The organism is Caballeronia sp. HLA56, assembly GCF_054655155.1.
The window spans coordinates 83,946-107,446 of record NZ_BAAHOB010000002.1 but is presented as its reverse complement, the minus strand read 5'-3'; the positions used below and the strand labels follow the sequence as shown (position 1 = coordinate 107,446).

The following is a 23,501-nucleotide window of genomic DNA, read 5'->3' as shown; positions in this document are numbered from 1 at the left end:
CGCGCTCTACCATTCGACTCATCGTTTCATAACGAACACGGAGAGTCGATCATGTACGTCATCACGGGAATCAGCGGAAAGGTAGGCGGCGCGCTCGCCAAGGCATTGCTCGACGCGGGTCAGACGGTCCGCGCGGTCGTGCGCGATGCGAAGAAAGGCGACGCGTGGAAGGCGCGCGGCTGCGAGGTGGCGCTCGCCGACATGACGGATGCGCGAGCGCTCGCGCATGCGTTCGAAGGCGCGACGGGCGTGTTCATTCTTCCGCCCTCGGATTTCGATCCGGCGCCCGGCTTTGCGAGCGCGCGCGAAGTGATCGATGCGATCGTCGCCGCTATCGCGCTTGCGAAGCCGAAAAAGATCGTTTGTCTGTCGACCATCGGTGCGCAGGCGAAAGAAAGCAATCTGCTCTCGCAACGCACGCTGATGGAAGAAGCGTTGAGCAAACAGGAGATTCCCGTGACCTTTCTGCGTCCGGGCTGGTTCATGGAAAACAGCGAATGGGACGTCGATACGGCGCGCGCCGAGGGCATCGTCCATTCGTTCCTGCAGCCGCTCGATCGCGCCATCCCGATGATCGCCACGGAAGACGTCGGCCGCGCCGCCGCCGCCTTGCTCCAAGAGGATTGGAGTGGCGTGCGGTATGTCGAACTCGAAGGCCCGCAACGCGTCAGCCCAAACGATATCGCAGCGGCGTTCGCGCAGACGCTCGGTAAGCCGGTGCGCGCGCAAGCCGTGCCGCGCGAACAGTGGGAAGCGTTATTCGTGAGTCAGGGCATGCGGCATCCCACGCCGCGCATGCGCATGCTCGACGGCTTCAACGAAGGCTGGATCGACTTCGAAGGCCCGGTGGAGCGTGTCCGTAAGGGCTCGGTCTCGCTGCTGGCGGTGATCGGGAAACTCGTTTCCTCGCGCTGAAGTTTCAAGGCGCCGCTTCGGTCTGCGCGCGCGCGAGTTCCGCGTGCGCTTCGTCCACCTTGCGCTGGCGCTCCGCGATCTTCTTCGCGCTCTTGCCTTCGGTCTTCGCTTTCTGCAGATCGTGCTCGCGTTCGGCGAGCTTCTTTTGCGCGGATGCGACCTTGCGCTGGCTCTCGTTGCGTAAGGACGCTTCCGTGCAATTGGCGTTCAGTTTGCCAAGTGCGGTTTCCAGGCCATCGATACGACTCGCATTGCCATGCGCACGCGCATAGGTAATTTCCTCTTCGATTGAGGCGCGCTTCGAGTCGCAACTGGTCTGTGCGGAACAGAAAAGCGGCATGGCCGCCATTGCCAGACATGCCGCCGTGAACGCCGTTTTCATAGTCGATCCTCGCGATGAATGGTCCGTCAGCATAGCGCAAAGCGCTTGACCCATTTGCCTGCTTGCGCCAACTTGCCGGTTGCGGATCTGTCGATCGAAACGAAAGATGGCTTGGAATGTCCGGCGCTTCATTCACGCACGCGCGAAAGCACGGCGAGCGCGGCGAGCAAGCCCGACGTCTTATCACCAACGCAGCAAGCGCGGCCCGAGCCATGCGCCGATAGCGGCAGGCATGAGCATGCCGATGGCATACCACACGCTCCAGAACGCGGGGCTCATCTCCGGGCAATGCAGGCAATACGCCAGCGTGGCGAGCGAGCTTGCGAGTAAGCCCGCGACCGCCCCAGCGAGCCGCAAACGTGTGGGTGCAAGCCCCTTGACGGCCCAAAACACGGCCGGAAACGTCGGCAACGATAGCAGCGTGATATTGAACGGACAACTGCGCCACGAATGCCCAAGAACGAGCGGCGCGCGGTCCACGGGAAGCGCGGCCGCGAGGACGAACGCCCCGGCAACCCACACGACGACGAAAGGCAGCACCACGAGCGCCCACGCATGACCCGCGCGCGCACCCGGCCTGCCGAGCCGCGTCACGACGAGCAACGCGCCGATGCCGACGCACGAGGGAAATGCGATCTTCGCCCAGAACATCGCGGTGCCCGCGACGCTGCGCAAGTCGGGCCGCATTCCATAGACCATCAGCATCAACACGACGGAGCCGAGCACACCGAGCGGCAACGCCTCGCCGAAGCGTCGTGCAATGGCCGCGCGATCGACGCGCGTTGCGCCATTCGAGAGGAGATCGATCAGGTCATCGGTTTTCATCGGATACCCCGGATGCGCGCGGCAAGTGCCTTCAGGCCGCGATGCACGCCCACCTTCACCGCCGACTCGGACAGCCCCGTGATGCGCGCCGTTTCGGTGACGGAAAGGCCTTCGAGCTTGACATGAACGATAGGCAAGCGCTGTTTGTCAGGAAGATGTTCGAGTAACTTGCCGATGTCGTGACGCGCGCGCGCGGGTTCGTCGTCGCTGAGCGCGAAGAGGTCGGTATGGTCGTCGAGCGGGTCGTTCAGCGATTCGTGACGCGAGCGCGAGCGGAAGAAGTCGGTCAGCTTGTAGCGGGCAATGGCATGCACCCACGCCGTGAGCGGTTCGTCCGGCCGATACGTATGCCGCGCATTGTGCACGGCGAGCAGGATTTCCTGCACGAGGTCTTCGACATCTTCGCGATGCTGCGGAATACGTTTGCGCAGATAAGCCCGCAAATGCCGCGTCAGCGCCTGCAGGAATTCGCGGTAGGCAGTCTGCTCGCCGTCCAGGCCGAGCACGAACAGCGCCTTCAGGCGGTGTTCCGCGTCATGCAAGATGGGTCCTGTGTTGACGAGGCGACGAATGGGCGATTCCGCATTGCGCTGCGTGGCCGCGCGGTCACGTTCACGTTCTGGATCGGTCGATTCAGAATAGCCGAAGCCAAGATGCGTCGCAACATTGGCGCTGATTGCGTGCAACGTGCCGTCGGTGTTCATCGTCATCGTCGTGTAGTGGAAGGGTCGACCTGGGTAGTTCGTTGCAACGCGTCCCGTGGTTACAGTTTCTTTGCATCGATAAAAATAATGTGTCGCTGTAACCGGCGGCGCGTTGGCGGCGAATTACTCGGAACACAACCGCGTGGCGCCCGAACGATCATGCAAACCACTCTTGTCGATCAGCCTTCTGAACTCGTGCATCCGCTCTGGCTGCGCGTCTCGCACTGGCTCAATGCCTTTGCCGCTTTCATCATGCTGTTCTCGGGATGGCGCATCTACGACGCATCGCCCGTCTTTCCCGGCTTCGTCATTCCGCCATCGATCACCCTTGGCGGCTGGCTCGGTGGCGCGTTGCAATGGCATTTCGCGGCAATGTGGCTGCTGTTCTTCAACGGCATCTTCTATCTGATACTCAATCTCGCGAGCGGCCGTTTCCTCGCCAGGTTCTTCCCAGTGTCGCCACGCGCCGTATGGCGTGACCTGGTCGCGGCGCTTACCGGCAAGCTCTCGCATGGCGACTTGCGCCAGTACAACGCGGTGCAGAAGCTCGCGTATCTCGTCGTCGTGATCGATCTGATGGTGCTCGTGCTCTCAGGGCTCGCGATATGGAAGTCGGTGCAGTTTCCGCTGCTGCGCGAACTCATGGGCGGCTATGACCGGGCGCGCGTTGTCCATTTCTGCGCGATGGCGGTGATGGCGGCGTTCATCGTCGTCCATGTGGCGATGGTCGCACTCGTGCCGCGTTCGCTTCTGACCATGCTGCGCGGCCGTTGAACCGATACGAGACTCCACGATGAAACCCAAGGACAGAAGCATCATGACGCTCGATCGCGCATCGATTCTCGCGGATGCGCGGCGCGAACTCGATATGCCGTCGCGGCGTCTTTTCGGCAAGCGCCTGTTGTCGCTCGGCGGACTGGCGATGCTCACCGGCTGCTCGATCACCGACGACGACTCGGTGAACACATTTTTGACTGCGGTATCGCGGCTCAACGACCGCGTGCAAGGCGCGCTATTCGATCCCGCGCGGCTCGCACCGACCTACACGGAAGCGCAAATCACGCGGCCGTTTCCATTCAACGCGTTCTACGGAATCGACGACGTACCGAGCGTGAATGGCAGCGACTATCGGCTGAAGGTGAGCGGGCTCGTGGCGGGGCAGCGCGTATGGACCTTGCCGCAGCTTTACGCGCTGCCGCATGCCGAACAGATCACGCGTCATATCTGCGTGGAAGGCTGGAGCGCCGTAGGACGTTGGGGCGGCACGCCGTTCTCGGAGTTCCTGCGTCGCGCCGGCGCGGATACGACGGCGAAGTACGTCGGTTTTCGTTGCGCGGACGACTACTACGAGAGCATCGACATGCCGACGGCGCTGCATCCGCAGACACTGCTCACTTTCGATTACGACGGCGAACGCTTGCCGGCGAAATACGGTTATCCGATGAAGCTTCGCATGCCGACCAAGCTCGGCTACAAGAACCCGAAGCATATCGTCGAGATCTTCGTCACGAACACGTATCCCGGCGGCTATTGGGTCGACCAGGGCTACAACTGGTTCGGCGGTTCATGATCGCCGCTCGTTGAAATCCGGCTTTGGCCGGAGCAGAAGACTCAACCTCACTCACTCAAGGAGAAGTAGCATGAAGCAATTGATGACGGCAGTTCTCACCGCGGTCCTTGCAATCGGCACGACGGCCGCCTACGCGCAGGCAAGCGATACGATGGCGCAGGGCTCGATGAGCAAGGACAGCATGTCTCACGATTCCATGAGCAAGGACGCGATGTCGCATGACTCGATGGGCAAGGGCGACAAGATGAAGAAGCACGACAAGATGAGCAAGGATCACGCGGCTTCGGGCGCGATGGCGCAGTAAGCGCAAAGGCCGGGAGTGATATCCCGGCCTTATTCCTTTTAGGACAGATGCGCTTCAACGCCATGCGAAGCGACAACCGCTGCGGCAACGAGCATCACGAAGACTCACGTCCCGCGCACCACCGCCATCCTGTCTTCACCGTCTCGACTTCCGGCACTTCGCGCCACCATTTCTCACCGCGATGCGGCTCGACCAGATTCAGCCGCTCGCCCATGCGCGGCGTCGCCAGCGCGATACCCCGTGCAAGCGCGAGCCCAGTCACGCGCTCGAACGGTTCCTGCCAGCGATGCATCGCCAGATCGAACGTGCCGTTGTGAATGGGCACGAGCCAGCGGCCGCGCAAGTCCACGTGCGCCTGGACGGTCTCCTCGGGCTGCATGTGCACGTAGGGCCACTGCGCGTCGTAGGCGCCGGTTTCGATGAACGCGACATCGAACGGTCCGAGCCGCTCGCCGATGGTCCGAAATCCTTCGAAATAGCCGGTATCGCCGCTGAAGAACACGCGCAAGGCGTCATCGACGATCACCCACGACGCCCACAATGTGCTGTTGCCATCGAAGAGACTGCGGCCGGAAAAGTGCTGAGCGGGCGTCGCGGTGAATGCGAGGCCGTCTAGCTCCACGCTTTGCCACCAGTCGAGCTGGCGCACCTTGCTCGCGTCGATGCCCCATTCGATCAGCCTGTCGCCCACGCCGAGCGGCGTCAGAAACACGTCCGTCGTCGCGGCGAGCGCAAGCACGGTCTCGCGGTCGAGATGGTCGTAGTGATCGTGTGAAAGGATCACGCCGCGCAACGGCGGCAGGTCGGCAAGCGCGATGGGCGGCGCATGAAAACGCTTCGGCCCGACATTGCGGAACGGCGATGCGCGCTCGCCGAACACCGGATCGGTCAACCAGAACTCGCCGCGCAGTTTGAAGAGCAGCGTGGAGTGGCCGAGGCGAAAGAGGCTGCGGTCCGGCGCGGCATCGAGTTGCGCGCGCGTCAGTGTCAGCACGGCCGGCGGCGCTACGGGCGCGGTGCCGCGCGGCTTGTTGACGATCATGTTCCACATGATGCGCAAGGTCTTGCCCATGCCCTCGGCCGGACGCGGCTTGACATTGCGAAAGCGCTCGCCGTCGTGCTGCGGCGACGTATGCGACAGTTCGCGTCCGCGCCTGGCTGCGGTGAGTCCGAGCGCGCGGCTGATCGAGGCGGTAATCGACGTCATGGCAAATGGCATCCGGTTGGTGCAGCAGGAAAGTAGACTGCCCAGTGTAGTTTATTTTCGAGATGAAAGTAAACCGCTCAGTGTAAAATTGCCTGATGGAATCGAACGCTGACCAACCTCGTCTGACCGACCGCAAACGCGCCGCCATCGTGAGCGCGGCGGTGGAGGAATTCATCGCCTCGGGTTATGACGCCACGAGCATGGACCGCATCGCGGCGCGCGCGGGGGTATCGAAGAGAACGGTGTACAACCATTTCGACGGCAAGGACGCGCTGTTCGCGGCGATCCTCCATCAGTTGTGGACCGCAAGCCAGTCCGACGACGCTCCTGCCTACGACCCTCGATCGCCGTTGCGTGCGCAGTTGCTCGACCTGCTTGCGCGCAAGTTGAATCTGTTGAACGACGCCGCGTTTTTATCGCTTGCGCGAGTGGCGATTGCGGAGGGCATTCATTCGCCCGAGCGCGCGCGGGAAATGGTCGGCAAGCTTGGCGAGCGCGAGGAAGACTTGACGCGATGGATACGCGCCGCCGCCGCCGATGGCCGCCTGAATGTGGCGTCGGACCCGGCGTTCGCGGCGCAGCAGTTGCATGGCATCGTCAAGGGATTCGCGTTCTGGCCGCAGGTCACGATGGGTCAATCGCCCTTGTCCAAGCGCGAGCAGAAGCGGGTAGCGGAAGCGGCGGTGGATCTCTTTCTGGCGGGGTATGGCGTGCCCGATTCATCGTCGAAATAACTTCAATTTTTCCCTTAAAACAAGGTTCGAACGAATGAGACTGAAAGGAAAAGTAGCGATCATCACGGGCGCGGCGCAGGGCATCGGCGCGGCCACGGCACTCAAGTTCGCGCAGGAAGGCGCGATCGTCGCGGCATGTGACCGCAACGCGGAAGCGCTGGGAGCGGTGGTCGAAGCGTGTCGGCAAGCGGGCGCCGAAGCGAGCGCATTTTGCGTCGATATGTCGGATCGCGAGCGCGTCGACGAGATGGTGGCGACGGTGCGCGACCGCTATAAGCGCATCGACGTGCTCGTGAACAATGCGGGCATCACGCGTGACGCACGCCTGCAGAAAATGACGCTCAAGCAATTCGACGATGTCATCGACGTGAATCTGCGCGCCGTCTTTCACGCGAGCCAGGCCGTGGTCGATGGCATGATCGTGCAAGGTTCGGGCGTGATCCTGAATGCGAGTTCGGTGGTCGGCATCTACGGCAATTTCGGGCAGACCAATTACGCGGCGGCGAAGTTCGGCGTGATCGGTTTCACGAAAACGTGGAGCCGTGAACTCGGGCCGAAGGGCATCCGCGTGAATGCGGTTGCACCCGGTTTCGTCGATACCCCGATTCTCGCGACCATCCCCGCCGAAGTGCTAGAAAAGATGCGCGCCGATGTGCCGCTCGGCCGTCTCGGCAAGCCCGAGGAAGTCGCGAATGTCTATGCGTTCCTCGCAAGCGACGAAGCCAGTTACGTCAACGGCGCGGTGATCGAGGTAGCGGGCGGCATGACGCTTTGAAGGTTGGCGTTCAGCCCGGTTCCTTCACTTGCCCGGCTTGCGCGGCGGCGTCTTGCGCCGCCTCTTCTTCCGCACGCCAGCGCTGACGCGATCGATACATCGTCGCCAGCGCAATGCGCGCCATCTTCACCCAGCCCGAACGGCGCGGATCGGCCAGCATGCTGAGCGCGCGCGCGTAGTCGAGCGTCAGGCCCGGCGTCCACGCCATGGTCGCCGCGCGCTTGCGCACTTGCGCCGCCACCCATAGCTCGGGCGTCGTCATGATGCGCACGAGCGGATTCCACCCGCCGCGCTTGCCCCACACACGCGCCGATGCGCCTTCGATGGCCGCTTCGAGCGCGCGCGCCACGGTGCTCGAACAGTTGCGATACGTGAGGTTGTAGGTCGTGTCGCGCTGATATTCCTGCCAGAAGCGCGCGAGCCTTTCGGGATCGTAATTGCGGATGCGTACCTGTTGCGTCGACGGGCACCATGCTTTCGATTCGGTCGCGTAGTCGGGTTGAAACATGCCGGGCACATCGTTATCGCGGGTCGCACGCAAGAGGCGCGAGAACTCGTCCGGCGAGCGGTCTATCTCCACCGCCGGATACAGGCTGATATACACGCCCTCGGGCGTTTCGAGCGCGGCATGGCCGGTCGAGATGGTGCCGTTGCGGTCGACGGCGGCAATGTACCGGTCGATGATCAACTGCCTGCGCGGCTGCATCTTCGCGGTGCCGACCGGCGTCCATACATGCACGGTCAAGGCGGCTTCGTCGGGTCCGGGAGGGCCGTCCCAGACGACGCCCGCGACCGGCGTGCGTGCCGCCTGCACGGACGCCTGCGATGCAGCTGCGGCGGCCGCGGCGTCATCGGCTGCGGGGTTGCGCGCGAGACGCCGCACGCGCGAGGCGAGCAGCAGCATGTTCCATCCACCGAAGAAAAGGCCGAACGCCACGCAATAAGCCACCGTGCCCGCGTAGTAATCCGGATACGGCTGGTAGAAGAAAATGGCGATGGCGATCTCGAACACGCCGCCTGCCATCGCGAGCTTCCAGCGGCGATAGCGGACCACGCGCGCGGAGACGATCTGCAACGCGCCATCCACGAGAAAGAGCGTGCCGAAGATGAGCGACAGCACGAAGTTGCCGCGCTCGCCGCCGATCAGCACGAGCAGCGCCGACAAAGAGAACGCCGCGCTCTTAACGTAGCGCAGCGTGCGTTGCCCGCCCATGCCGGTCCATGCAACCGCAAGCGTGGCGAGTCCTTCGAGCAGCAAGGCGAGCGCGAACGGGATGATGGGAAAGTACAGCGAGCCGTCGAGGGCATCGACGAAAATGACTCCGCCCAGCGCGATGCTCAGAAAGCCGAGCACCATGACTTCGCGCCAGCGCGTGCGCAGATAGTCCACGCCGAGAAGAATCATCACGAGACGAACCATGTCGAAGCTCCGTCGAACTGTTCGGTGCGTGGAGTGCGTCCATTCGCAAACGACGCGGCCACTCACTATATAAAGCATCGGACGGGGAAGCGGCAAGCTCGCGATGACAAGCCCTAGCCTAACGCCTGACTGGCGATGGCGTATTCGATCGAAGTGGCATCGACGGGCAAGGGACCATTGCGCACCACGCGCTCGATGCTGTCGACATGCGGCAAGCCGAGGCCTTCGAGCCATGTCGAAAGTCCGAGCCTCGCGGGGGTATCGACACGTACGAACATACCTGCATGCAGCGCGAGCCAGTAACTGATGAGCGCTTTCGCGCGGCTTTCATTCGGCGAGTCGGGCGCGACCACCGGGCCGATCACATGACCGTCGCCGAAGCGCCGGAACAATGCGAAGCCGAGCAACTCGCCGTCGCGATCGAGCGCGATACCGCTTGCGACATCGAGCAATTGCGGCAGCACGGCGCTCCGATCCAGCCCGCTTGCACGCGAGGCGAGATCGACCAGACGCGGCGTGTCGTTCGCGCCGATGGGCCGCAGCCGCTCGCCCGGCGGCAGCGAAACGAGCGGCGGCTGAAACGCCGCGCCCTGATGCTGATGGATGGTGCCGGTCTTCTCGAAGCCGAGCGTTTCGCATAGCGCGAGCCCGGAACCGATCGCATGCATGACGACCGTGCGCGCGCCGAGTTCCCGTATGTGCCGCTCGATCAGCTCACGGCCGATACCGAGTTGCTGATGCTCCGGCGACACGATGAACATGCCGATGGACGCGGCCTCCACACCGAACTTCCATGCGAGCGCCGTACCGACCACTGCGCCGGAAGCGTCGACGGCGGCGATGCCGCTGCTGGTCTGCGCGGCAAACCGCCAGTCGTCCGGACGATGCCGCCACCGGACGGCGCTCGACAACGCGTGTCCTGCCGCGATGTCGTCGGGCGTGAAAGCGCGATATCGAATCGCATCGTGCTGATTAGAGTCGGGCACGCCGGCCTCCTGGTTCTGAGCGTTCTGTAGACGGTTATCGCGACTGTGACACCGCACAACGCGCATGACTAGGACGATCTTCCTATCAAGCGTTGCGCTTTTGATGCAATGCAAAACCACGGGTTACGCGTGCAAGAACGCGCCCGATATGCCGATTGCGCAATTTTGTCAGCGAATTATGCCGGGCCTTCGGACCTAAGATTTCATACGACATCAACGCATACAAGGCCCAAGCACATGGACCGTTTCGATCCCGCCGTCATTGCCGTGCCGCGCGGCCACTTCATCGGTGGCGAGTTCGTCGATGCAGGCACCACGCGCATCGACGTCACGCGGCCTTCGGATGGCGTCGCGTACGCATCCATTCCAGTCGCCGATGCGGCCATGATCGACCACGCCGTGCAGAACGCCTACACCGCGTGGCGCACGAGCGGCTGGGCAAGCTGCGCGCCGCGCGAGCGGGCCCGCGTGCTGCGCCGTTTCGCGGATCTCGTTGCCGCCGACGCCGCCACGCTCGCGCCGCTCGAAGCGCTCGGCTCCACGCGTCCCGTGCGCGATGCATTCAACTGGGACGTGCCGTTCACCGCCGAAGGCATCCGCTTCTACGCGGAACTCGCCGACAAGATCGGCGGTGAGGTCGCGGCGACGGATCATCGGCACCTCGGCATGACCATGACCGAGCCGTATGGCGTGATCGGCGCCATCGCACCGTGGAATTTTCCGCTGGTGATGGCGTCGTGGAAGATCGCACCGGCGCTCGCGGCCGGTAACGCGGTGGTTCTCAAGCCTTCGGAGATGACGCCGTTTTCGGTGCTGCGTCTCGCCCGGCTCGCGCTCGAAGCAGGCGTGCCGCCAGGCATCTTCAATGTCGTTCAGGGCGATGGCCGCACGACCGGCGACGCGCTCGTGCGTCATCCGCGCATCGCCAAGGTGACGTTCACGGGTTCGACACGCACGGGCGCCGCGATCATGGCCGCCTGCGCCGAGACCGGCACCAAGCCCGTGACGCTGGAACTGGGCGGCAAGAGTCCGCAGATCGTCTTCGCGGATGCCCCGCGTATCGATGAAGTCGCGCGGCGTATCGCCGGTGCGATCGCCGGCAACGCGGGCCAGGTATGCGTCGCGGGATCGCGGCTCCTGGTCGAGCGTTCGATCGCGGATGAGCTCGCCGAACGCATTGCACATGTATTCGGCGAACTGCATGCCGGACCGACCTGGGCCGCCGACACCACCTTGCCGCCGATCATCTCCGAGCCGCAAGCCGCGCGTATCGAAGCGATCGTACAACGCAGCGTCGCGAGCGGCGCCGCGCTGCGCTGCGGCGGAGAACGCCCGCATGCCGCGACGCCCGGACCGTTCTATGCGCCGACGCTTCTGACCGGCGTGACACAGGAAACGGAAGCCGTGCGCCACGAAATCTTCGGCCCGGTGCTGACCTTGCAGGCCTTCGACAGCGAAGAGGAAGCGCTCGCACTCGCCGCTCACCCCGACTATGGCCTCGCCGCCGGCGTGCACACTGCAGACCTCGGCCGCGCGCTGCGCATGGTGCGCGGCATCGAGGCGGGCACGGTGTGGGTCAACCGCTACGGCCGGACCAGCGACTTCGTGATTCCCACCGGCGGCTACAAGGGTTCGGGCATCGGCAAGGACCTCGGGCGGCAAGCCTTCGAAGCCAATTTGCGCATCAAGAGCGTGCTGATCGACATCGGTCAATGAACGATCGATCGTGCGTCGGAAACGCGCCGCATAAGCTGCTGCGGACATGCCTCGAAACGAGTTGTTTTGCATGGTCGAAGCACCCGCATTCAACGACATCAGTATTTTTGCCCTGATTAAATTTTCTTCAGGAAATGCGTTTTTCCTGGCCCTCGCCCCTGAACCCTGTGCGGTTCATTACCCGATAGGACTGACACCATGATCGATTTCGAGCCTAAGTACATCACCTTCGACTGCTACGGCACGCTGACGAAGTTCCGCATGGCCGATATGGCCCGCGAGATGTACGGCGACCGTCTGAAGGGCGCCGAGCTTGAAAAGTTCGTCGCATTCTTTTCCGGATACCGCCGCGACGAAGTGCTCGGCGCGTGGAAGCCGTATCGCGATGTCATCGTCAATGCCGTGCGCCGTGCGTGCCAGCGCATGAACGTCGAGTTCAACGAAGCCGAAGCCGAAAAGTACTACCTCGCCGTGCCGAGCTGGGGCCCGCATCCGGACGTCCCGGAAGGTCTGTCGCGTCTCGCTTCGAAGTACAAGCTCGTGATTCTCTCCAACGCATCGAATGACCAGATTCAAAGCAACGTCGACAAGCTCGGCGCGCCGTTCCATCGCGTGTTCACGGCACAGCAGGCGCAGTCGTACAAGCCGCGCATGCAAGGCTTCGAGTACATGTTCGACCAGCTCGACTGCAACCCCGAAGACGTGCTGCACGTGTCGTCGAGCCTGCGCTACGACCTGATGACCGCGCACGACATGGGCGTGAAGCACAAGGCGTTCGTCAAGCGCGGCCACGAGCCGAGCACGCCGTACTACGAGTACTACGAAGTCGACACCATCGGCGATCTCGCCACCGAGCTCGGCCTGTAATCGTCATCCTCCGGACCCGCCGATGAAACTCGACTCCTACTGGCTCGATACCGCACCCGCCTTCACGGCGGCGCAGGAAGGCCCGGCCGATGGCCGGGTCGATGTGGCGGTGATCGGCGGCGGCTTCACCGGTCTGTCGGCGGCGCTGGCGCTTGCCAAACGCGGCGCGAGCGTCGCCGTGTTCGATGCGGGGAAAATGGGCGGCGGCGCTTCCGGGCGCAACGGCGGCCAGTGCAACACCGGCGTGGCGCAGGACTATGCGGCGTTGCGCTCGCAACTGGGCGTCGAGCGTGCGCAGGGCTGTTATCGCGCGTATGCGGCCGCCGTCGATACCGTCGAGCGTTTGATTCGCGAGGAAGGTATCGATTGCGATTATGTTTCGACGGGCAAGCTGAAGCTCGCGTCGAAGCCGCATCATCTCGCGCACATCGAACGGACCGCCGAACTCATTCGCCGCGAAGTCGATCCCGATATCGACGTGCTGACTCGCGAACAGGTTCGCGGCGAAGTGCAGTCGGACAGTTTTCATGGCGGCTTGCTGCAACGTCATGGTGGCCAGATGCATATGGGCAAGTTCGCGGCGGGTCTTGCGAACGCCGCCGTGCGGCAAGGCGCGAAGCTTTTCGAACATGCGGAAGTGCGCGGCATCACGAAGGAAGACGGCGGATTTCGAGTCGATACGGCGCGCGGCGCGGTGAGCGCGAAGCAAGTGTTGATCGCGACCGGTCCTTCCAAGCACGGTCCTTTCTCGTGGTACAGACGCAGGCTCGCGCCGGTGGGCTCGTTCATCATCGTGACCGCGCCGCTGCCGGCGGAAGAGCTCGCGCGCATCTTGCCCAAGCGCCGCTCCTACACCACGAGCCGCCTCATGCATAACTATTTTCGCGTGACGCCGGATGCGCGTTTGCTGTTCGGCGGACGCGCGCGCTTCACGGCATCCGAAAGACCTTCGGATGCTAAGAGCGGCCGCATCCTGCAGGACAACCTCGCGCAGATGTTCCCGAGTCTCGCGAGCGTGGGCATCGACTATTGCTGGGGCGGTCTCGTCGATATCACCGCGGACCGTCTGCCGCGCGCCGGGCAGCACGACGGCATCTACTTTTCGATGGGCTACAGCGGCCACGGCACGCAGATGTCCACGCACATGGGCCAGGTCATGGCCGACGTGATGAACGGCAAGGCCGACGCCAATCCGTGGCGCGATTTCGACTGGCCCGCCATTCCGGGTCACACGGGCAAGCCGTGGTTCCTGCCGTTGGTCGGTGCGTACTACTCGATCAAAGACGTTTTCTATTGAAGCATCGAAGCATCGAAGCAAATACAGCCAGCCGGAAACAACCGAGCCGGCGATTCATTCAGCCCCAATCTCACGCGGAGAAGTTCATGAGCATCGATCAATCGCCTGATGCAGTCGACCATGCCGGTATCCGGCTCGACGAACTGACGAAAAAAGGCGCGTCGCGCCGTAGCGTGCTGCGCGCGCTGACCGCGGGCGGCTTGCTGTCCGTCACCGGCACGGGCCTGCTTTCCGTGAGCGGCGCCGCGTTCGCGCAGGAAAAGCCGAAGCAGGGCGGACGGATTCGCGTGGCGACGCAATCGTCTTCGTCCGCCGATACGCTCGACCCCGCCAAGGGCGCGCTCGGCACCGACTACGTGCGCGGCTTCATGATCTACAACGGCCTGACCGAACTGGATTCGCATCTCGGCGCGCAGATGTCGCTGGCTGAATCGCTCGAAACGAAAGACGCGACCGTGTGGGTCGTGAAGCTCAGAAGCGGCGTGCAGTTTCACGACGGCAAGTCGCTCGCGCCGCAGGACGTGATCTATTCGCTGATGCGTCACAAGGATGCAGCGGTCGGCTCGAAGGCCAAGACCATTGCCGACCAGTTCAAGGACGTGAAGGCCACCGGCCCGAACGAAGTGACCATCACGCTCGCCGGCGCGAACGCCGACCTGCCCGTGATTCTCGCGGATTCGCACTTCCTCATCATCAAGGACGGCACCACCGACTTCAAGACGGCGATCGGCACGGGTCCGTTCAAGGTCAAGGAATTCACGCCAGGCGTGCGTACGGTCGGCGTGCGCAACGAGAAGTACTGGAAGCCGGGCCTGCCGCATCTGGATGAAGTGGAGCTGATCGGTATCGCCGATGAATCCGCGCGCGTCAACGCGCTTCTGTCCGGCGACGTGCAACTGATCAACGCGGTGAGCGCGCGCTCGACGGACCGCATCAAGGGCACGCAAGGCTTCAACGTGCTGGAAACGAAGACGGGTCAATACACCGACCTGATCGTGCGCGACGACGGCGGCATCACGGGCACGAGCGATTTCCGGCGCGGCATGATGCACTTGATGGATCGCGACCAGATTCGCCAGACCGTGTTTCGCGGCTATGGCGCAATCGGCAACGACCAGCCGATCGATCCGACCAACAAGTACTACATGGCCGGTCTGCCGCAACGCAAGTTCGATCCGGACAAGGCCAAGTTCTACTTCCAGAAGGCGAAGCTCGGCAGCGCGCCGGTGCAACTGTACGCATCGCCGGCGGCTGAGGGTTCGGTCGAAATGGCCGTGCTCTTGCAACAGGTGGCGCCGCAAGCGGGCCTGAATCTGCAAGTGGTGCGCGTGCCCGCCGACGGCTACTGGTCGAATCACTGGATGAAGCATCCGCTCGGCTACGGCAACATCAACGCACGCCCGAGCGCGGATGTGCTGTTCACGCAGTTCTTCAAGTCCGACGCACCGTGGAACGAAGCCAACTGGAAAAACCCGCAGTTCGACCAGATGCTGGTGGCCGCGCGCGGCGAGCCGGACGACGCCAAGCGCAAGAAGATCTACGGCGACATGCAGCAGCTCGTGCACGAGGACGGCGGCATCGGCATTCCGATGTTCCAGAGTTCCCTCGATGCCCACACCGCGAAGCTCAAGGGCCTCGGCTCGATTCCGCTCGCCGGTCTCGGCGGCTTCATGTTCGCGGAAAAGGTCTGGCTCACGGCGTAAAGCACGCTGCGTCTCAAGCGACATCGCGCGCCCTCAACGGACGGCGCGCGAACCTCAAACCGGAGGCGATATCCGATGAAAGTTCATGCGCAACGACTCGTCGCCACGCGCATCGGCCTCGCGTTGCTGACCTTGCTGATCGTCTCGGCGGTGGTGTTCGGCATCACGGGTCTCTTGCCCGGCGATGCCGCACAGCAGGCGCTCGGCCAGGCGGCCACGCCCGAGCAGGTCACGGCCCTGCGTCACGAGTACGGGCTCGATCAGCCCGCGCTGCAACGCTACGTGCAATGGCTCGTGCACGTGGTCTCGGGCAACTTCGGCACGTCGCTGTCGAACAATCTCCCGGTGAGTCAGCTGATCGCCTCGCGTCTGCCGAATTCGCTCGTGCTGGCCGGTTTGACCGCGCTGGTTTCGGTGCCGGTGGCGCTTTTCATCGGCATCGTGTCGGCCATGTTTCGCGGCTCGCTGCTCGACCGCGCGCTCAACGTGCTGACGCTTTCGACCGTGGCCGTGCCCGAGTTTCTCGTCGCGACCATCGCCGTCCTGATCTTCGCGGTGAAGCTGCGCTGGCTGCCAGCGCTCTCGTATCTCTCGGATGTGTCGTCGTTCGGCGCGCTCTTGCGGGTCTACGCGATGCCGGTGATGACGCTCTGCTGCGTGATCGTCGCGCAAATGGCACGCATGACGCGCGCGGCGGTGCTGGATCAGCTCAACGCGTCTTACGTGGAGATGGCGCGACTAAAGGGCGCATCGCCGATGCGCGTGGTGTTGCGGCACGTCTTGCCCAACACCATCGGCCCGATTGCGAACGCGGTGGCGCTGAGTCTCTCGTATCTCTTCGGCGGCGTGGTGATCGTCGAATCGATTTTCAACTATCCCGGTCTTGCAAGCCTCATGGTCGATGCCGTCACCAACCGCGACATGCCGCTCGTGCAGGGCTGCGTCATGGTGTTCTGCGCGGCGTATCTCGCGCTCGTGCTGATTGCCGACCTGGCCCAGATCGTATCCAACCCGAGGCTGCGTCAACGATGAATCGTCCCTCGACACCTCACGTGCCACACGCCTCGCAGGTCATGTACGAGCCGGAGCCCGGAATACCGGACGTGGCCGAAGCGCCGGTCGTCGTGCAGAAGCGCGGCCCGTTGCGACGTCTCGCCGGACGCTTCTCGGTGCTCGGCTTGATCGGTCTTTTCATCGTCGTCTTCTGGCTCGCGATCGCGTTCCTGGCTCCGCTCGTCGCGCCGTACAAAGGCGGCGCGATGACTTCCATCGACATCTTCGGCAGCTATAGCGCGGCGCACTGGCTCGGCACCGATTATCTCGGCCGCGACATGCTCTCCCGCGTGCTGTACGGCACGCAGTACACGGTGGGCCTCGCGCTCGCGGCGACGCTGCTCGCGAGTTTCATCGGCACGTTCTTCGGTCTGATCGCGGCTGTGTCCGGCCGCTGGGTCGATGAAATCCTGAGCCGCTTCTTCGATGCGCTCATCTCCATTCCGAGCAAGGTGCTCGCGCTGGTGGTGATCGCCGCGTTCGGCTCGTCGATTCCCATGCTAACGATGGTCGCCGCGCTCGCCTACATTCCCGGCGCGTTCCGCATTTCGCGCTCGCTCGCGGTCAACATCATGACGCTCGAATACGTGCAGGTGGCAAGAGCGCGCGGCGAGAAGCTGTTCTATATCGCTCGCGTCGAAGTGCTGCCGAACATGATCCACCCGATGCTCGCCGACTTCGGTCTGCGCTTCGTGTTCATCGTGTTGCTGCTGTCGGGCCTGAGCTTTCTCGGCCTCGGTGTCCAGCCGCCGAACGCGGACTGGGGTTCGCTCGTGCGCGAGAACATCGGCGGTCTCGCGGAAGGCGCGCCGGCCGTGCTCATGCCGGCGGTCGCCATCGCCACGCTGACGGTCGGCGTGAATCTGCTCATCGACAGCCTGCGCCGCCACGGTGCGCGCGGCAACGGAGGCGCGCAATGACCACCAACATGATCGAAGTGAAAGGCCTGCGCGTGGTCGCGGGCGCGGCGCCGGACCCGGTCGTCGAGATCGTGAAAGGCGTGGACTTCGTCGTGAAGAAGGGCGAAGTGCTCGCGCTGATCGGCGAGTCGGGCTCGGGCAAGACGACGATTGCGCTGGCGCTGCTCGGCCATGCGCGCACCGGCTGCGCGATTGCGGGCGGTTCCGTCAAGATCGGCGACACCGAAGTGCTCGAACTGAGTGAAAAGGGCCGTCGCGCGCTGCGTTCGCGCACGGTGGCTTATGTGGCGCAGAGCGCGTCGGCGGGATTCAATCCGGCACGCACGATCATGGATCAGGTGACCGAGCCCGCGTTGCTGCACAAACTCATGTCCGCCGCAGCGGCGCGCGAGAAGGCGGTCGCGTTGTTCCGCGCGCTCGCGTTGCCGAATCCGGAAAGCATTGGCGACCGGTATCCGCATCAGGTCTCGGGCGGGCAGTTGCAGCGGTTGATGGCCGCGATGGCGCTGATCACCGATCCCGCCGTCGTCGTGTTCGACGAACCGACCACCGCGCTCGATGTGACCACTCAGATCGAAGTCCTCGCCGCATTCAAGCGCGTGGTGCGCGAACTCGGCACGACGGCGGTGTACGTATCGCACGACCTCGCCGTGGTGGCGCAGATGGCGGACCGCATCGTCGTGCTGAACGGCGGACGCGTGCGCGAGAACGGCGCGACCGCGCAAGTGCTCGACGCTCCCGCCGACGATTACACGCGCCAGTTGCTCGGCGCGGTGCGCCGCCCCGATGCGCTGCTCGCCGAACTCTCGCCGCTCACCAGTCAGGGCGAAAAGCCGTTGCTGGAAATTCGCCGCCTGAGCGCGGGTTATGGCCGTGTCGATGCGAACGGCGTGCCCGCCGTGCGCGTGCTCGACGACGTGAGCCTGAAGATCGCGCGTGGCAGCACGCTCGGTGTGATCGGCGAATCGGGATCGGGCAAGACGACGCTTGCGCGCGTGGTCGCGGGTCTGGTGGACCGGGCGCGCGGCGACGTGCTGCTCGACGGCAAGCCGCTGCCGGCCAAGCTCTCCGAACGTACGCTCGAACAATACCGGCGCGTGCAGATCGTGTTCCAGAACGCCGATACCGCGCTCAACCCGAGCCGTACCATCGCCGATATTCTCGCGCGGCCGATGAACTTCTATCACGGCCTGCGCGGTGCGGCGGCACGGAAGCGCATGCTGGAACTGCTCGATCTGGTGAAACTGCCCGCAGCGATTGCGAAGCGCCAGCCGGGCGGTTTGTCGGGCGGACAGAAGCAGCGCGTGAATCTGGCGCGCGCGCTCGCCGCCGACCCCGCGCTCATTCTCTGCGACGAAGTCACGTCCGCGCTCGATACGGTGGTCGGCGCGGCCATTCTCGATCTGCTCGCGGAATTGCGCCGCGAACTCGGCGTCTCGCTCATGTTCATCAGCCACGACATCTCGACGGTGCGGGCCATCTGCGACGAAGTCATCGTGCTGTATGCGGGCCAGTGTGTCGAAGCGGGCCAGCGCGAGTCGCTTTCGCATCCGCCGTATCACCCGTACACGGGTCTGCTCGTCGATTCGGTGCCTGCGCTGCAACCGGGCTGGCTCGACGAGCGGCGCGCATCGACGCTGACTGCCTTGCCCGTGCTCGGCTCGGATAGCGGCGTGGATGCGTTGTGCAGCTTCCGCGCGCGTTGCACGGTGCGTATCGACGGCAAGTGCAACGTGACACCGCCATCGGTCAAGACCTTGCCTTCGGGCGCCGCCATTCTGTGCCACCGCTCGGCCGACGACCTCACGCGCATGCAGACACAAGACAACGCGGTGGCTGCATGAACGCACGTTTCGTGAGAGTGGCGGAGACGGGGCGCAAAACGGTGACCATCGTCATCGACGGCAGCATCGCACAGGCCAAGGAAGGCGACACGCTGATGGTCGCGCTGCTGACGGCGCAAGACACCTTGCGCGATTCCGAGTTCGGCGATGGCCGCCGCGCCGGTTTCTGCCTGATGGGCGCGTGCCAGGATTGCTGGGTTTGGACCGCGAGCGGCGAACGCCTGCGCGCCTGCACGACGCCGGTTGAAGAAGGCATGTCGATCGTCACACGCATCGGTCAGACGAAGGAGGGTGTATGGCCGCGCGCGAGCGTTTGAAGGTCGTGGTCGTCGGCGGCGGACCGGCGGGCGTGCGCGCAGCCGAAGCGCTCGTGCGCGCGGGCTTGCGTCCGACCGTGGTCGATGAAGGACGGCGCGACGGCGGGCAGATTTATCGGCGGCAGCCCGACGGGTTTTCGCGCTCGTATGAAACGCTTTATGGCAGCGAAGCCGTCCGCGCTCAGTCGCTGCATCGCACGTTCGACGGCTTGCGCGCGCAGATCGACTATCTGCCCGAGACGCTCGTGTGGAACATCGAACCGAACGTGGTGCACATCGTCAGCGGCACGCGCTATCGCAAGCTCGACTTCGACGCGCTCATCGTGTGCAGCGGCGCCACCGACCGCCTCATGCCGGTGCCGGGCTGGCATCACGCAGGCACGTATAGCCTCGGCGGCGCGCAGGTCGCGCTGAAGTCGCAAGGCTGTGCAATCGGCGCGCGCACGGTGCTGATGGGCACGGGACCGCTGCTCTATCTCGTCGCCGCGCAATACGTCAAAGCAGGCGCGACGGTCGGTGCGGTGCTGGACACCTCGACGCTTGCACAACGCATTCGCGCATTGCCGCAACTGCTCGCCATGCCATCGACGCTCGTCAAGGGCATCGGCTTGATGCGCGTATTGCGTCGCGCGGGTGTGGCGGTGCATCGCGGCATCACGCCGGTTGGCATCGGCGGGACGGCCGAACATGGCGTCACCGGCGTGCGCGTTGAAACGGCGAACGGCGCGCAACTCGATATTGCCTGCGATGCCGTCGCGCTCGGCTATCACCTCCGTCCCGAAACGCAGCTCGCCGATCTCGCGGGCTGCGAGTTCGTCTTCGATCAGGCCGCCCGGCAATGGCTTGCTCGCATCGACGGCGATGGCCGCAGCAGCGTGCCCGGCGTCTATCTCGCGGGTGACGGCGCACGCGTACGCGGCGCGGACGCCGCCGAGCGCTCCGGACAACTCGCGGCGCTCGCCGCCTTGCACGATGCGGGGCTCGCGCCCGACAACGCGCGCGTCACGCAATTACGCGCCGAACTCGCGCGCTTCACGCGATTCGCCGCCGGCCTGCGGGCCGCTTTCCCGTGGCCCGCGCGCTTCGCTGCCGCGCTTCCGGACGAGGCGATCGTCTGCCGCTGTGAAGCCATCACCGCGGGCGAATTGCGTCGCGTGGTACGCGAAATGGGCGCGCGGGAAGCGAATCGCGCGAAGGCGTTTTCCCGCGTCGGCATGGGCCGCTGTCAGGGCCGATATTGCGCGCACGCGGGCGCGGAAGTCATCGCCGCCGAGGCGCGCGTGCCGCTCGAAGCGGTCGGCCGTCTGCGCGGACAAGCGCCTGTCAAGCCGCTGCCGATGGCCGTGACGCCGCAGGACGAAGTGCATCGAGGAATCGAAAAGGAGTTGAGCGAATGAACGAGCGCGCCGATGTGATCGTGATCGGCGGCGGTATCGTCGGCACGACGACCGCATTTTTTTTGCGCCGCCGTAAGCGTTCCGTGATCGTGCTCGAACGCGGTCTCACCGGGCAGCAGGCAAGCGGCGTGAACTTCGGCGGCGTGCGTCGCCAGGGCCGCGCGCTTTCGCAACTGGCCATGTCCAATCGCGCCTTGCAGACCTGGAAACGCTCGCGGGAACTGCTCGGCGAAGATGTCGAATTCCTGCCTTCGGGCCATACGCGCGTCTGCTATCACGCGCATGACGCCGCGTATTTTCAGCGCTATGCCGATGAAGCGCGCGCCCACGGCCTCGATCTCGAAGTGCTCGAAGGCCGTGCGATGTTCGAGCGCTTCCCCTTCCTCGGCCGCGAAGTCCTTGCCGCATCCGTTTCGCCGCTCGATGGCCACGCCAATCCGCGACTCGCCGCGCCTGCGTTCGGGCGTGCGGCGGCGCGGCTCGGAGCGCGCATCGTCGAGAACACGGAAGTGGTGCGTATCGAGAAAGAAGCGGGCGGCTTTCGCGTGGAAAGCGCGGCGGGCGACATCTATCGCGCCGAACAAGTGCTGGTATGCGCGGGCGCGTGGGCCAATACCTTGTCGACGCAACTCGGCGAGCCTGTGCCGCTCGTCGCGCGCGGCCCGCAAATGGCCGTGACCGAACCCGTGCCGTATGTCTTCCAGCATTCGATGGGCGTCTACACGACGGTCAAGGCCGAGAGCGTGTACTTCCGCCAGATTCCGCGCGGCAATCTCGTGCTCGGCGGCGGCCCGCCCGGTCCCGCCGATATCGCCACGCGCCGCGCGGGCGTGCTGCCGGAAAACACCGTCGCGCAGATGGCTCAGTTTCGCCGCATGGTGCCGGCGCTCGGACCCTTGCACGTAATTCGCGTCTGGAGCGGCGTCGAAAGCTATCTGCCGGATTCGGAACCGGTGATCGGCCCGAGCACGAAAGCCGATGGCCTCTTCTATGCGTTCGGTTTCAGCGGCTCGGGGTTTCAGATCGGGCCGGGCGTGGGCGAAACGCTCGCGGAACTGCTCGATACCGGCGCCACACCCATTCCTCTCGATTCGTTCTCCATTCAACGATTCCAGCGCGGCGCATCGGCACACGCGGAATCGGCCACGTCAGAGACTTCTTCATGAACCACGAGAGCCACGCGAACATCAAGCCCGCCGTGCTCGGCAACGCGCTCGCCTATATCGAAGCGAATTTCGACAAGACCGTGAGTCTTGCGCAGCTCGCCGATGTCTCGGCGTTGTCGGTGTCGCGCTTTGCGACCGTGTTTCGCGAGCAGATCGGGCTTTCGCCCTACAAGTATCTGTGCCGCGTGCGGGTGCGGCGTGCGCAGAGTCTGTTGCTCGCGGGCATGCCGGGATCGGTGGTGGCGACGGAAGTCGGCTTTTTCGATCAAAGCCATCTCGCGCGGCATTTCAAGCGCTTGTGCGGTATGACGCCGAGCACGTTCATCGAGCACGCACGCGAGCACGCACGCGACCATGCGGACACGCGTTCAGCCAAGCTGGATGCCGGTTGCCTTAAGGGCATCGCGAAGACCGAGCCGCGGATACTTGCTCTCGACGACGCGCATGTCGCCTAGCGTTTCCGCGATGAGCCAGTCGCGCACGTCGGCGACGATAGGCCGCAACGGCCGGTTCGGCGGCGTGACGAGGCAGCAGCGCCGGCTCGTCACGATGAGTTCCTGTTCCGCCGGCACGAGCGCGCCTTGCGCGAGCCAGTGAGACGCCACGTTGAGCCAGCCGAGCGCCATGCCTTGCCCGAGCAACGCGGCCTGCACGACGATGGCGTAGTCGTTGAAACTGAGCATGCCGGCGACATGCCGCTCTTGGTCGGCGAACGCATGAAAGCGCTCATGCCAGCCGCGTTCGCCGTCGTCCATGACGATCACCGTATCGCCATGCGCGCGGCCCGCTTCGGTGCACGCGGTTTCGTGGTATCGCTCGTTCGATACCGGCAGCAGCGCTTCGGGCATGACCAGCACGGCGTTCTCGTCGATCTCTTCATCGTGAAGGAAGCGCATGCCGAGATCGACATCGACGAGCGGCCCGCCAATGCGCCCCGAGATCAGTTGAAAGCGCAGGTCCACCGAAGGAAACGCCTGATTGAGCCGGCTCATGCGCGGCATCAGCCAGTGCGTGGTGAAGGCGGTGGAAACCGACAGCGTGACCGACTCCACGCCGGTGGCGCGTGCCTCGATTTCGCGGATGGCGCTTTCTATGCCATTGAAGCCTTCCGATATCTTGCGATACAGAATGCGCCCGCTTTCCGTCAGTTCAATGCCGCCGCGCACGCGCTCGAAAAGCCGCACGCCGATATGGTCTTCCATGCGCGCGAGCATGCGGCTGACCGCAGGCTGACTCACGTAAAGTTCTTGCGCGGCACGCGTGAAATTACCGCAGCGCGCGGCCGCTTCGAAGACGAAAAGCGCGTTGGCGCTGGGCAGTTTCTTGCGAAGGTTTGGCATGACCTGATGTTATGCCCGATCCAACAATTTTGGAATTGCCGTCAAAAACATCGCGCCGT

25 protein-coding genes are annotated in these 23,501 nt (G+C 64.2%); 18 read left to right on the top strand and 7 right to left on the bottom strand.

All coding sequences use genetic code 11. The features are described 5' to 3' along the window. Positions 1-51 precede the first annotated feature (51 nt). The gene (locus tag ACYQ47_RS06940) at positions 52-915 is read left to right on the top strand and encodes an NmrA family NAD(P)-binding protein (RefSeq protein ID WP_459904900.1); all 864 of its coding nucleotides are present in this window, start codon (positions 52-54) and stop codon (positions 913-915) included. A 4-nt stretch (positions 916-919) separates the two neighbouring features. Here ACYQ47_RS06940 and ACYQ47_RS06935 read toward each other — a convergent pair whose 3' ends face one another. The 3 genes from ACYQ47_RS06935 to ACYQ47_RS06925 form a co-directional block, all read right to left on the bottom strand. Then, positions 920-1,297 (bottom strand): DUF1090 domain-containing protein, encoded by a 378-nt coding sequence (locus ACYQ47_RS06935; protein WP_310392628.1) that lies wholly within the window; start codon positions 1,295-1,297, stop codon positions 920-922. Between the two features lie 183 nt (positions 1,298-1,480). Continuing rightward, the gene (locus ACYQ47_RS06930; protein ID WP_310392627.1) at positions 1,481-2,122 is read right to left on the bottom strand and encodes a DUF1109 domain-containing protein; all 642 of its coding nucleotides are present in this window, start codon (positions 2,120-2,122) and stop codon (positions 1,481-1,483) included. Then, positions 2,119-2,664, bottom strand: a complete 546-nt coding sequence (locus ACYQ47_RS06925) for a sigma-70 family RNA polymerase sigma factor (RefSeq protein WP_250469490.1) — start codon at positions 2,662-2,664, stop codon at positions 2,119-2,121. Before ACYQ47_RS06925 ends, ACYQ47_RS06930 begins: the two co-directional genes overlap by 4 nt. Before the next feature lie 321 nt (positions 2,665-2,985). Between ACYQ47_RS06925 and ACYQ47_RS06920 the strand changes: the two genes are divergently transcribed. The 3 genes from ACYQ47_RS06920 (at position 2,986) to ACYQ47_RS06910 (ending at position 4,700) form a co-directional block, all read left to right on the top strand. Continuing rightward, positions 2,986-3,600 carry a cytochrome b/b6 domain-containing protein gene (locus tag ACYQ47_RS06920; RefSeq protein WP_244830104.1) on the top strand — a complete coding sequence of 205 codons (615 nt, stop codon included), beginning with the start codon at positions 2,986-2,988 and terminating at the stop codon, positions 3,598-3,600. Positions 3,601-3,619: 19 nt separating this feature from the next. Continuing rightward, a complete protein-coding gene (locus ACYQ47_RS06915; protein WP_244830105.1) occupies positions 3,620-4,396 on the top strand; it encodes a molybdopterin-dependent oxidoreductase in 777 nt (258 codons plus the stop codon). Positions 4,397-4,466: 70 nt separating this feature from the next. Continuing rightward, positions 4,467-4,700, top strand: coding sequence for a pentapeptide MXKDX repeat protein (locus ACYQ47_RS06910; RefSeq protein ID WP_250527928.1), 234 nt, complete (start codon positions 4,467-4,469; stop codon positions 4,698-4,700). Positions 4,701-4,794: 94 nt separating this feature from the next. Here the strand turns inward: ACYQ47_RS06910 and ACYQ47_RS06905 are convergent, their stop codons facing one another. Next, a complete protein-coding gene (locus tag ACYQ47_RS06905; RefSeq protein WP_459904899.1) occupies positions 4,795-5,907 on the bottom strand; it encodes an MBL fold metallo-hydrolase in 1,113 nt (370 codons plus the stop codon). 95 nt (positions 5,908-6,002) lie between these two features. On the opposite strand from ACYQ47_RS06905, the gene ACYQ47_RS06900 reads away from it, so the two are divergent. After that, entirely contained in the window at positions 6,003-6,641 is a 639-nt protein-coding gene (locus ACYQ47_RS06900; protein WP_250468447.1) for a TetR/AcrR family transcriptional regulator, read from the top strand. Between the two features lie 34 nt (positions 6,642-6,675). Next, complete coding sequence (locus ACYQ47_RS06895) at positions 6,676-7,416, top strand: beta-ketoacyl-ACP reductase (RefSeq protein WP_459904898.1); 741 nt, start codon at positions 6,676-6,678, stop codon at positions 7,414-7,416. A 10-nt stretch (positions 7,417-7,426) separates the two neighbouring features. On the opposite strand, the gene ACYQ47_RS06890 is transcribed toward ACYQ47_RS06895, so the two are convergent. Both ACYQ47_RS06890 and ACYQ47_RS06885 read right to left on the bottom strand, forming a co-directional pair. Continuing rightward, positions 7,427-8,836: an HdeD family acid-resistance protein gene (locus tag ACYQ47_RS06890; RefSeq protein ID WP_244830110.1), complete on the bottom strand. Its 1,410-nt coding sequence runs from the start codon at positions 8,834-8,836 to the stop codon at positions 7,427-7,429. A 113-nt stretch (positions 8,837-8,949) separates the two neighbouring features. Beyond that, positions 8,950-9,822 (bottom strand): GNAT family N-acetyltransferase, encoded by an 873-nt coding sequence (locus ACYQ47_RS06885; protein WP_459904896.1) that lies wholly within the window; start codon positions 9,820-9,822, stop codon positions 8,950-8,952. A 237-nt stretch (positions 9,823-10,059) separates the two neighbouring features. On the opposite strand from ACYQ47_RS06885, the gene ACYQ47_RS06880 reads away from it, so the two are divergent. From ACYQ47_RS06880 to ACYQ47_RS06825, 12 genes are all read left to right on the top strand, one after another. Then, the gene (locus tag ACYQ47_RS06880) at positions 10,060-11,538 is read left to right on the top strand and encodes an aldehyde dehydrogenase family protein (protein WP_459904895.1); all 1,479 of its coding nucleotides are present in this window, start codon (positions 10,060-10,062) and stop codon (positions 11,536-11,538) included. Between the two features lie 70 nt (positions 11,539-11,608). Further along, positions 11,609-11,740: a hypothetical protein gene (locus ACYQ47_RS06875; RefSeq protein WP_255784709.1), complete on the top strand. Its 132-nt coding sequence runs from the start codon at positions 11,609-11,611 to the stop codon at positions 11,738-11,740. Next, positions 11,737-12,405 carry a haloacid dehalogenase type II gene (locus ACYQ47_RS06870; RefSeq protein ID WP_250468443.1) on the top strand — a complete coding sequence of 223 codons (669 nt, stop codon included), beginning with the start codon at positions 11,737-11,739 and terminating at the stop codon, positions 12,403-12,405. Before ACYQ47_RS06875 ends, ACYQ47_RS06870 begins: the two co-directional genes overlap by 4 nt. A 22-nt stretch (positions 12,406-12,427) precedes the next feature. After that, on the top strand, positions 12,428-13,702 hold the full coding sequence (locus ACYQ47_RS06865) for an NAD(P)/FAD-dependent oxidoreductase (RefSeq protein WP_244830114.1): 1,275 nt from the start codon (positions 12,428-12,430) through the stop codon (positions 13,700-13,702). 86 nt (positions 13,703-13,788) lie between these two features. Further along, positions 13,789-15,405, top strand: a complete 1,617-nt coding sequence (locus ACYQ47_RS06860) for an ABC transporter substrate-binding protein (protein WP_244830115.1) — start codon at positions 13,789-13,791, stop codon at positions 15,403-15,405. A 75-nt stretch (positions 15,406-15,480) separates the two neighbouring features. Beyond that, the gene (locus ACYQ47_RS06855) at positions 15,481-16,437 is read left to right on the top strand and encodes an ABC transporter permease (protein WP_244830116.1); all 957 of its coding nucleotides are present in this window, start codon (positions 15,481-15,483) and stop codon (positions 16,435-16,437) included. Further along, positions 16,434-17,378 (top strand): ABC transporter permease, encoded by a 945-nt coding sequence (locus ACYQ47_RS06850; RefSeq protein WP_250527921.1) that lies wholly within the window; start codon positions 16,434-16,436, stop codon positions 17,376-17,378. Before ACYQ47_RS06855 ends, ACYQ47_RS06850 begins: the two co-directional genes overlap by 4 nt. Beyond that, positions 17,375-19,222 carry an ABC transporter ATP-binding protein gene (locus ACYQ47_RS06845; protein WP_244830118.1) on the top strand — a complete coding sequence of 616 codons (1,848 nt, stop codon included), beginning with the start codon at positions 17,375-17,377 and terminating at the stop codon, positions 19,220-19,222. The genes ACYQ47_RS06850 and ACYQ47_RS06845 overlap by 4 nt, the downstream gene beginning before the upstream one ends. Beyond that, a complete protein-coding gene (locus tag ACYQ47_RS06840; protein ID WP_244830119.1) occupies positions 19,219-19,539 on the top strand; it encodes a (2Fe-2S)-binding protein in 321 nt (106 codons plus the stop codon). Before ACYQ47_RS06845 ends, ACYQ47_RS06840 begins: the two co-directional genes overlap by 4 nt. Further along, positions 19,518-20,936 carry an FAD/NAD(P)-dependent oxidoreductase gene (locus ACYQ47_RS06835; RefSeq protein ID WP_459904894.1) on the top strand — a complete coding sequence of 473 codons (1,419 nt, stop codon included), beginning with the start codon at positions 19,518-19,520 and terminating at the stop codon, positions 20,934-20,936. The genes ACYQ47_RS06840 and ACYQ47_RS06835 overlap by 22 nt, the downstream gene beginning before the upstream one ends. Then, positions 20,933-22,102: an NAD(P)/FAD-dependent oxidoreductase gene (locus tag ACYQ47_RS06830; protein WP_250494139.1), complete on the top strand. Its 1,170-nt coding sequence runs from the start codon at positions 20,933-20,935 to the stop codon at positions 22,100-22,102. Before ACYQ47_RS06835 ends, ACYQ47_RS06830 begins: the two co-directional genes overlap by 4 nt. Continuing rightward, positions 22,099-22,557 (top strand): helix-turn-helix domain-containing protein, encoded by a 459-nt coding sequence (locus tag ACYQ47_RS06825; RefSeq protein WP_250527918.1) that lies wholly within the window; start codon positions 22,099-22,101, stop codon positions 22,555-22,557. Before ACYQ47_RS06830 ends, ACYQ47_RS06825 begins: the two co-directional genes overlap by 4 nt. Here ACYQ47_RS06825 and ACYQ47_RS06820 read toward each other — a convergent pair. Beyond that, entirely contained in the window at positions 22,471-23,442 is a 972-nt protein-coding gene (locus ACYQ47_RS06820; RefSeq protein ID WP_459904893.1) for a LysR family transcriptional regulator, read from the bottom strand. The two genes, ACYQ47_RS06825 and ACYQ47_RS06820, sit on opposite strands and share 87 nt — an antisense overlap. Between the last annotated feature and the right edge of the window lie 59 nt (positions 23,443-23,501).

Coding starts and splice junctions, on each gene's coding strand:
- ACYQ47_RS06870 (WP_250468443.1), top strand. CDS start 11,737: ATGATCGATTTCGAGCCTAAGTACATCACCTTCGACTGCTACGGCACG.
- ACYQ47_RS06840 (WP_244830119.1), top strand. CDS start 19,219: ATGAACGCACGTTTCGTGAGAGTGGCGGAGACGGGGCGCAAAACGGTG.
- ACYQ47_RS06845 (WP_244830118.1), top strand. CDS start 17,375: ATGACCACCAACATGATCGAAGTGAAAGGCCTGCGCGTGGTCGCGGGC.
- ACYQ47_RS06910 (WP_250527928.1), top strand. CDS start 4,467: ATGAAGCAATTGATGACGGCAGTTCTCACCGCGGTCCTTGCAATCGGC.
- ACYQ47_RS06830 (WP_250494139.1), top strand. CDS start 20,933: ATGAACGAGCGCGCCGATGTGATCGTGATCGGCGGCGGTATCGTCGGC.
- ACYQ47_RS06940 (WP_459904900.1), top strand. CDS start 52: ATGTACGTCATCACGGGAATCAGCGGAAAGGTAGGCGGCGCGCTCGCC.
- ACYQ47_RS06875 (WP_255784709.1), top strand. CDS start 11,609: ATGGTCGAAGCACCCGCATTCAACGACATCAGTATTTTTGCCCTGATT.
- ACYQ47_RS06880 (WP_459904895.1), top strand. CDS start 10,060: ATGGACCGTTTCGATCCCGCCGTCATTGCCGTGCCGCGCGGCCACTTC.
- ACYQ47_RS06860 (WP_244830115.1), top strand. CDS start 13,789: ATGAGCATCGATCAATCGCCTGATGCAGTCGACCATGCCGGTATCCGG.
- ACYQ47_RS06835 (WP_459904894.1), top strand. CDS start 19,518: ATGGCCGCGCGCGAGCGTTTGAAGGTCGTGGTCGTCGGCGGCGGACCG.
- ACYQ47_RS06915 (WP_244830105.1), top strand. CDS start 3,620: ATGAAACCCAAGGACAGAAGCATCATGACGCTCGATCGCGCATCGATT.
- ACYQ47_RS06930 (WP_310392627.1), bottom strand. CDS start 2,122: ATGAAAACCGATGACCTGATCGATCTCCTCTCGAATGGCGCAACGCGC.
- ACYQ47_RS06865 (WP_244830114.1), top strand. CDS start 12,428: ATGAAACTCGACTCCTACTGGCTCGATACCGCACCCGCCTTCACGGCG.
- ACYQ47_RS06825 (WP_250527918.1), top strand. CDS start 22,099: ATGAACCACGAGAGCCACGCGAACATCAAGCCCGCCGTGCTCGGCAAC.
- ACYQ47_RS06905 (WP_459904899.1), bottom strand. CDS start 5,907: ATGACGTCGATTACCGCCTCGATCAGCCGCGCGCTCGGACTCACCGCA.
- ACYQ47_RS06890 (WP_244830110.1), bottom strand. CDS start 8,836: ATGGTTCGTCTCGTGATGATTCTTCTCGGCGTGGACTATCTGCGCACG.
- ACYQ47_RS06855 (WP_244830116.1), top strand. CDS start 15,481: ATGAAAGTTCATGCGCAACGACTCGTCGCCACGCGCATCGGCCTCGCG.
- ACYQ47_RS06935 (WP_310392628.1), bottom strand. CDS start 1,297: ATGAAAACGGCGTTCACGGCGGCATGTCTGGCAATGGCGGCCATGCCG.
- ACYQ47_RS06920 (WP_244830104.1), top strand. CDS start 2,986: ATGCAAACCACTCTTGTCGATCAGCCTTCTGAACTCGTGCATCCGCTC.
- ACYQ47_RS06900 (WP_250468447.1), top strand. CDS start 6,003: ATGGAATCGAACGCTGACCAACCTCGTCTGACCGACCGCAAACGCGCC.
- ACYQ47_RS06820 (WP_459904893.1), bottom strand. CDS start 23,442: ATGCCAAACCTTCGCAAGAAACTGCCCAGCGCCAACGCGCTTTTCGTC.
- ACYQ47_RS06850 (WP_250527921.1), top strand. CDS start 16,434: ATGAATCGTCCCTCGACACCTCACGTGCCACACGCCTCGCAGGTCATG.
- ACYQ47_RS06895 (WP_459904898.1), top strand. CDS start 6,676: ATGAGACTGAAAGGAAAAGTAGCGATCATCACGGGCGCGGCGCAGGGC.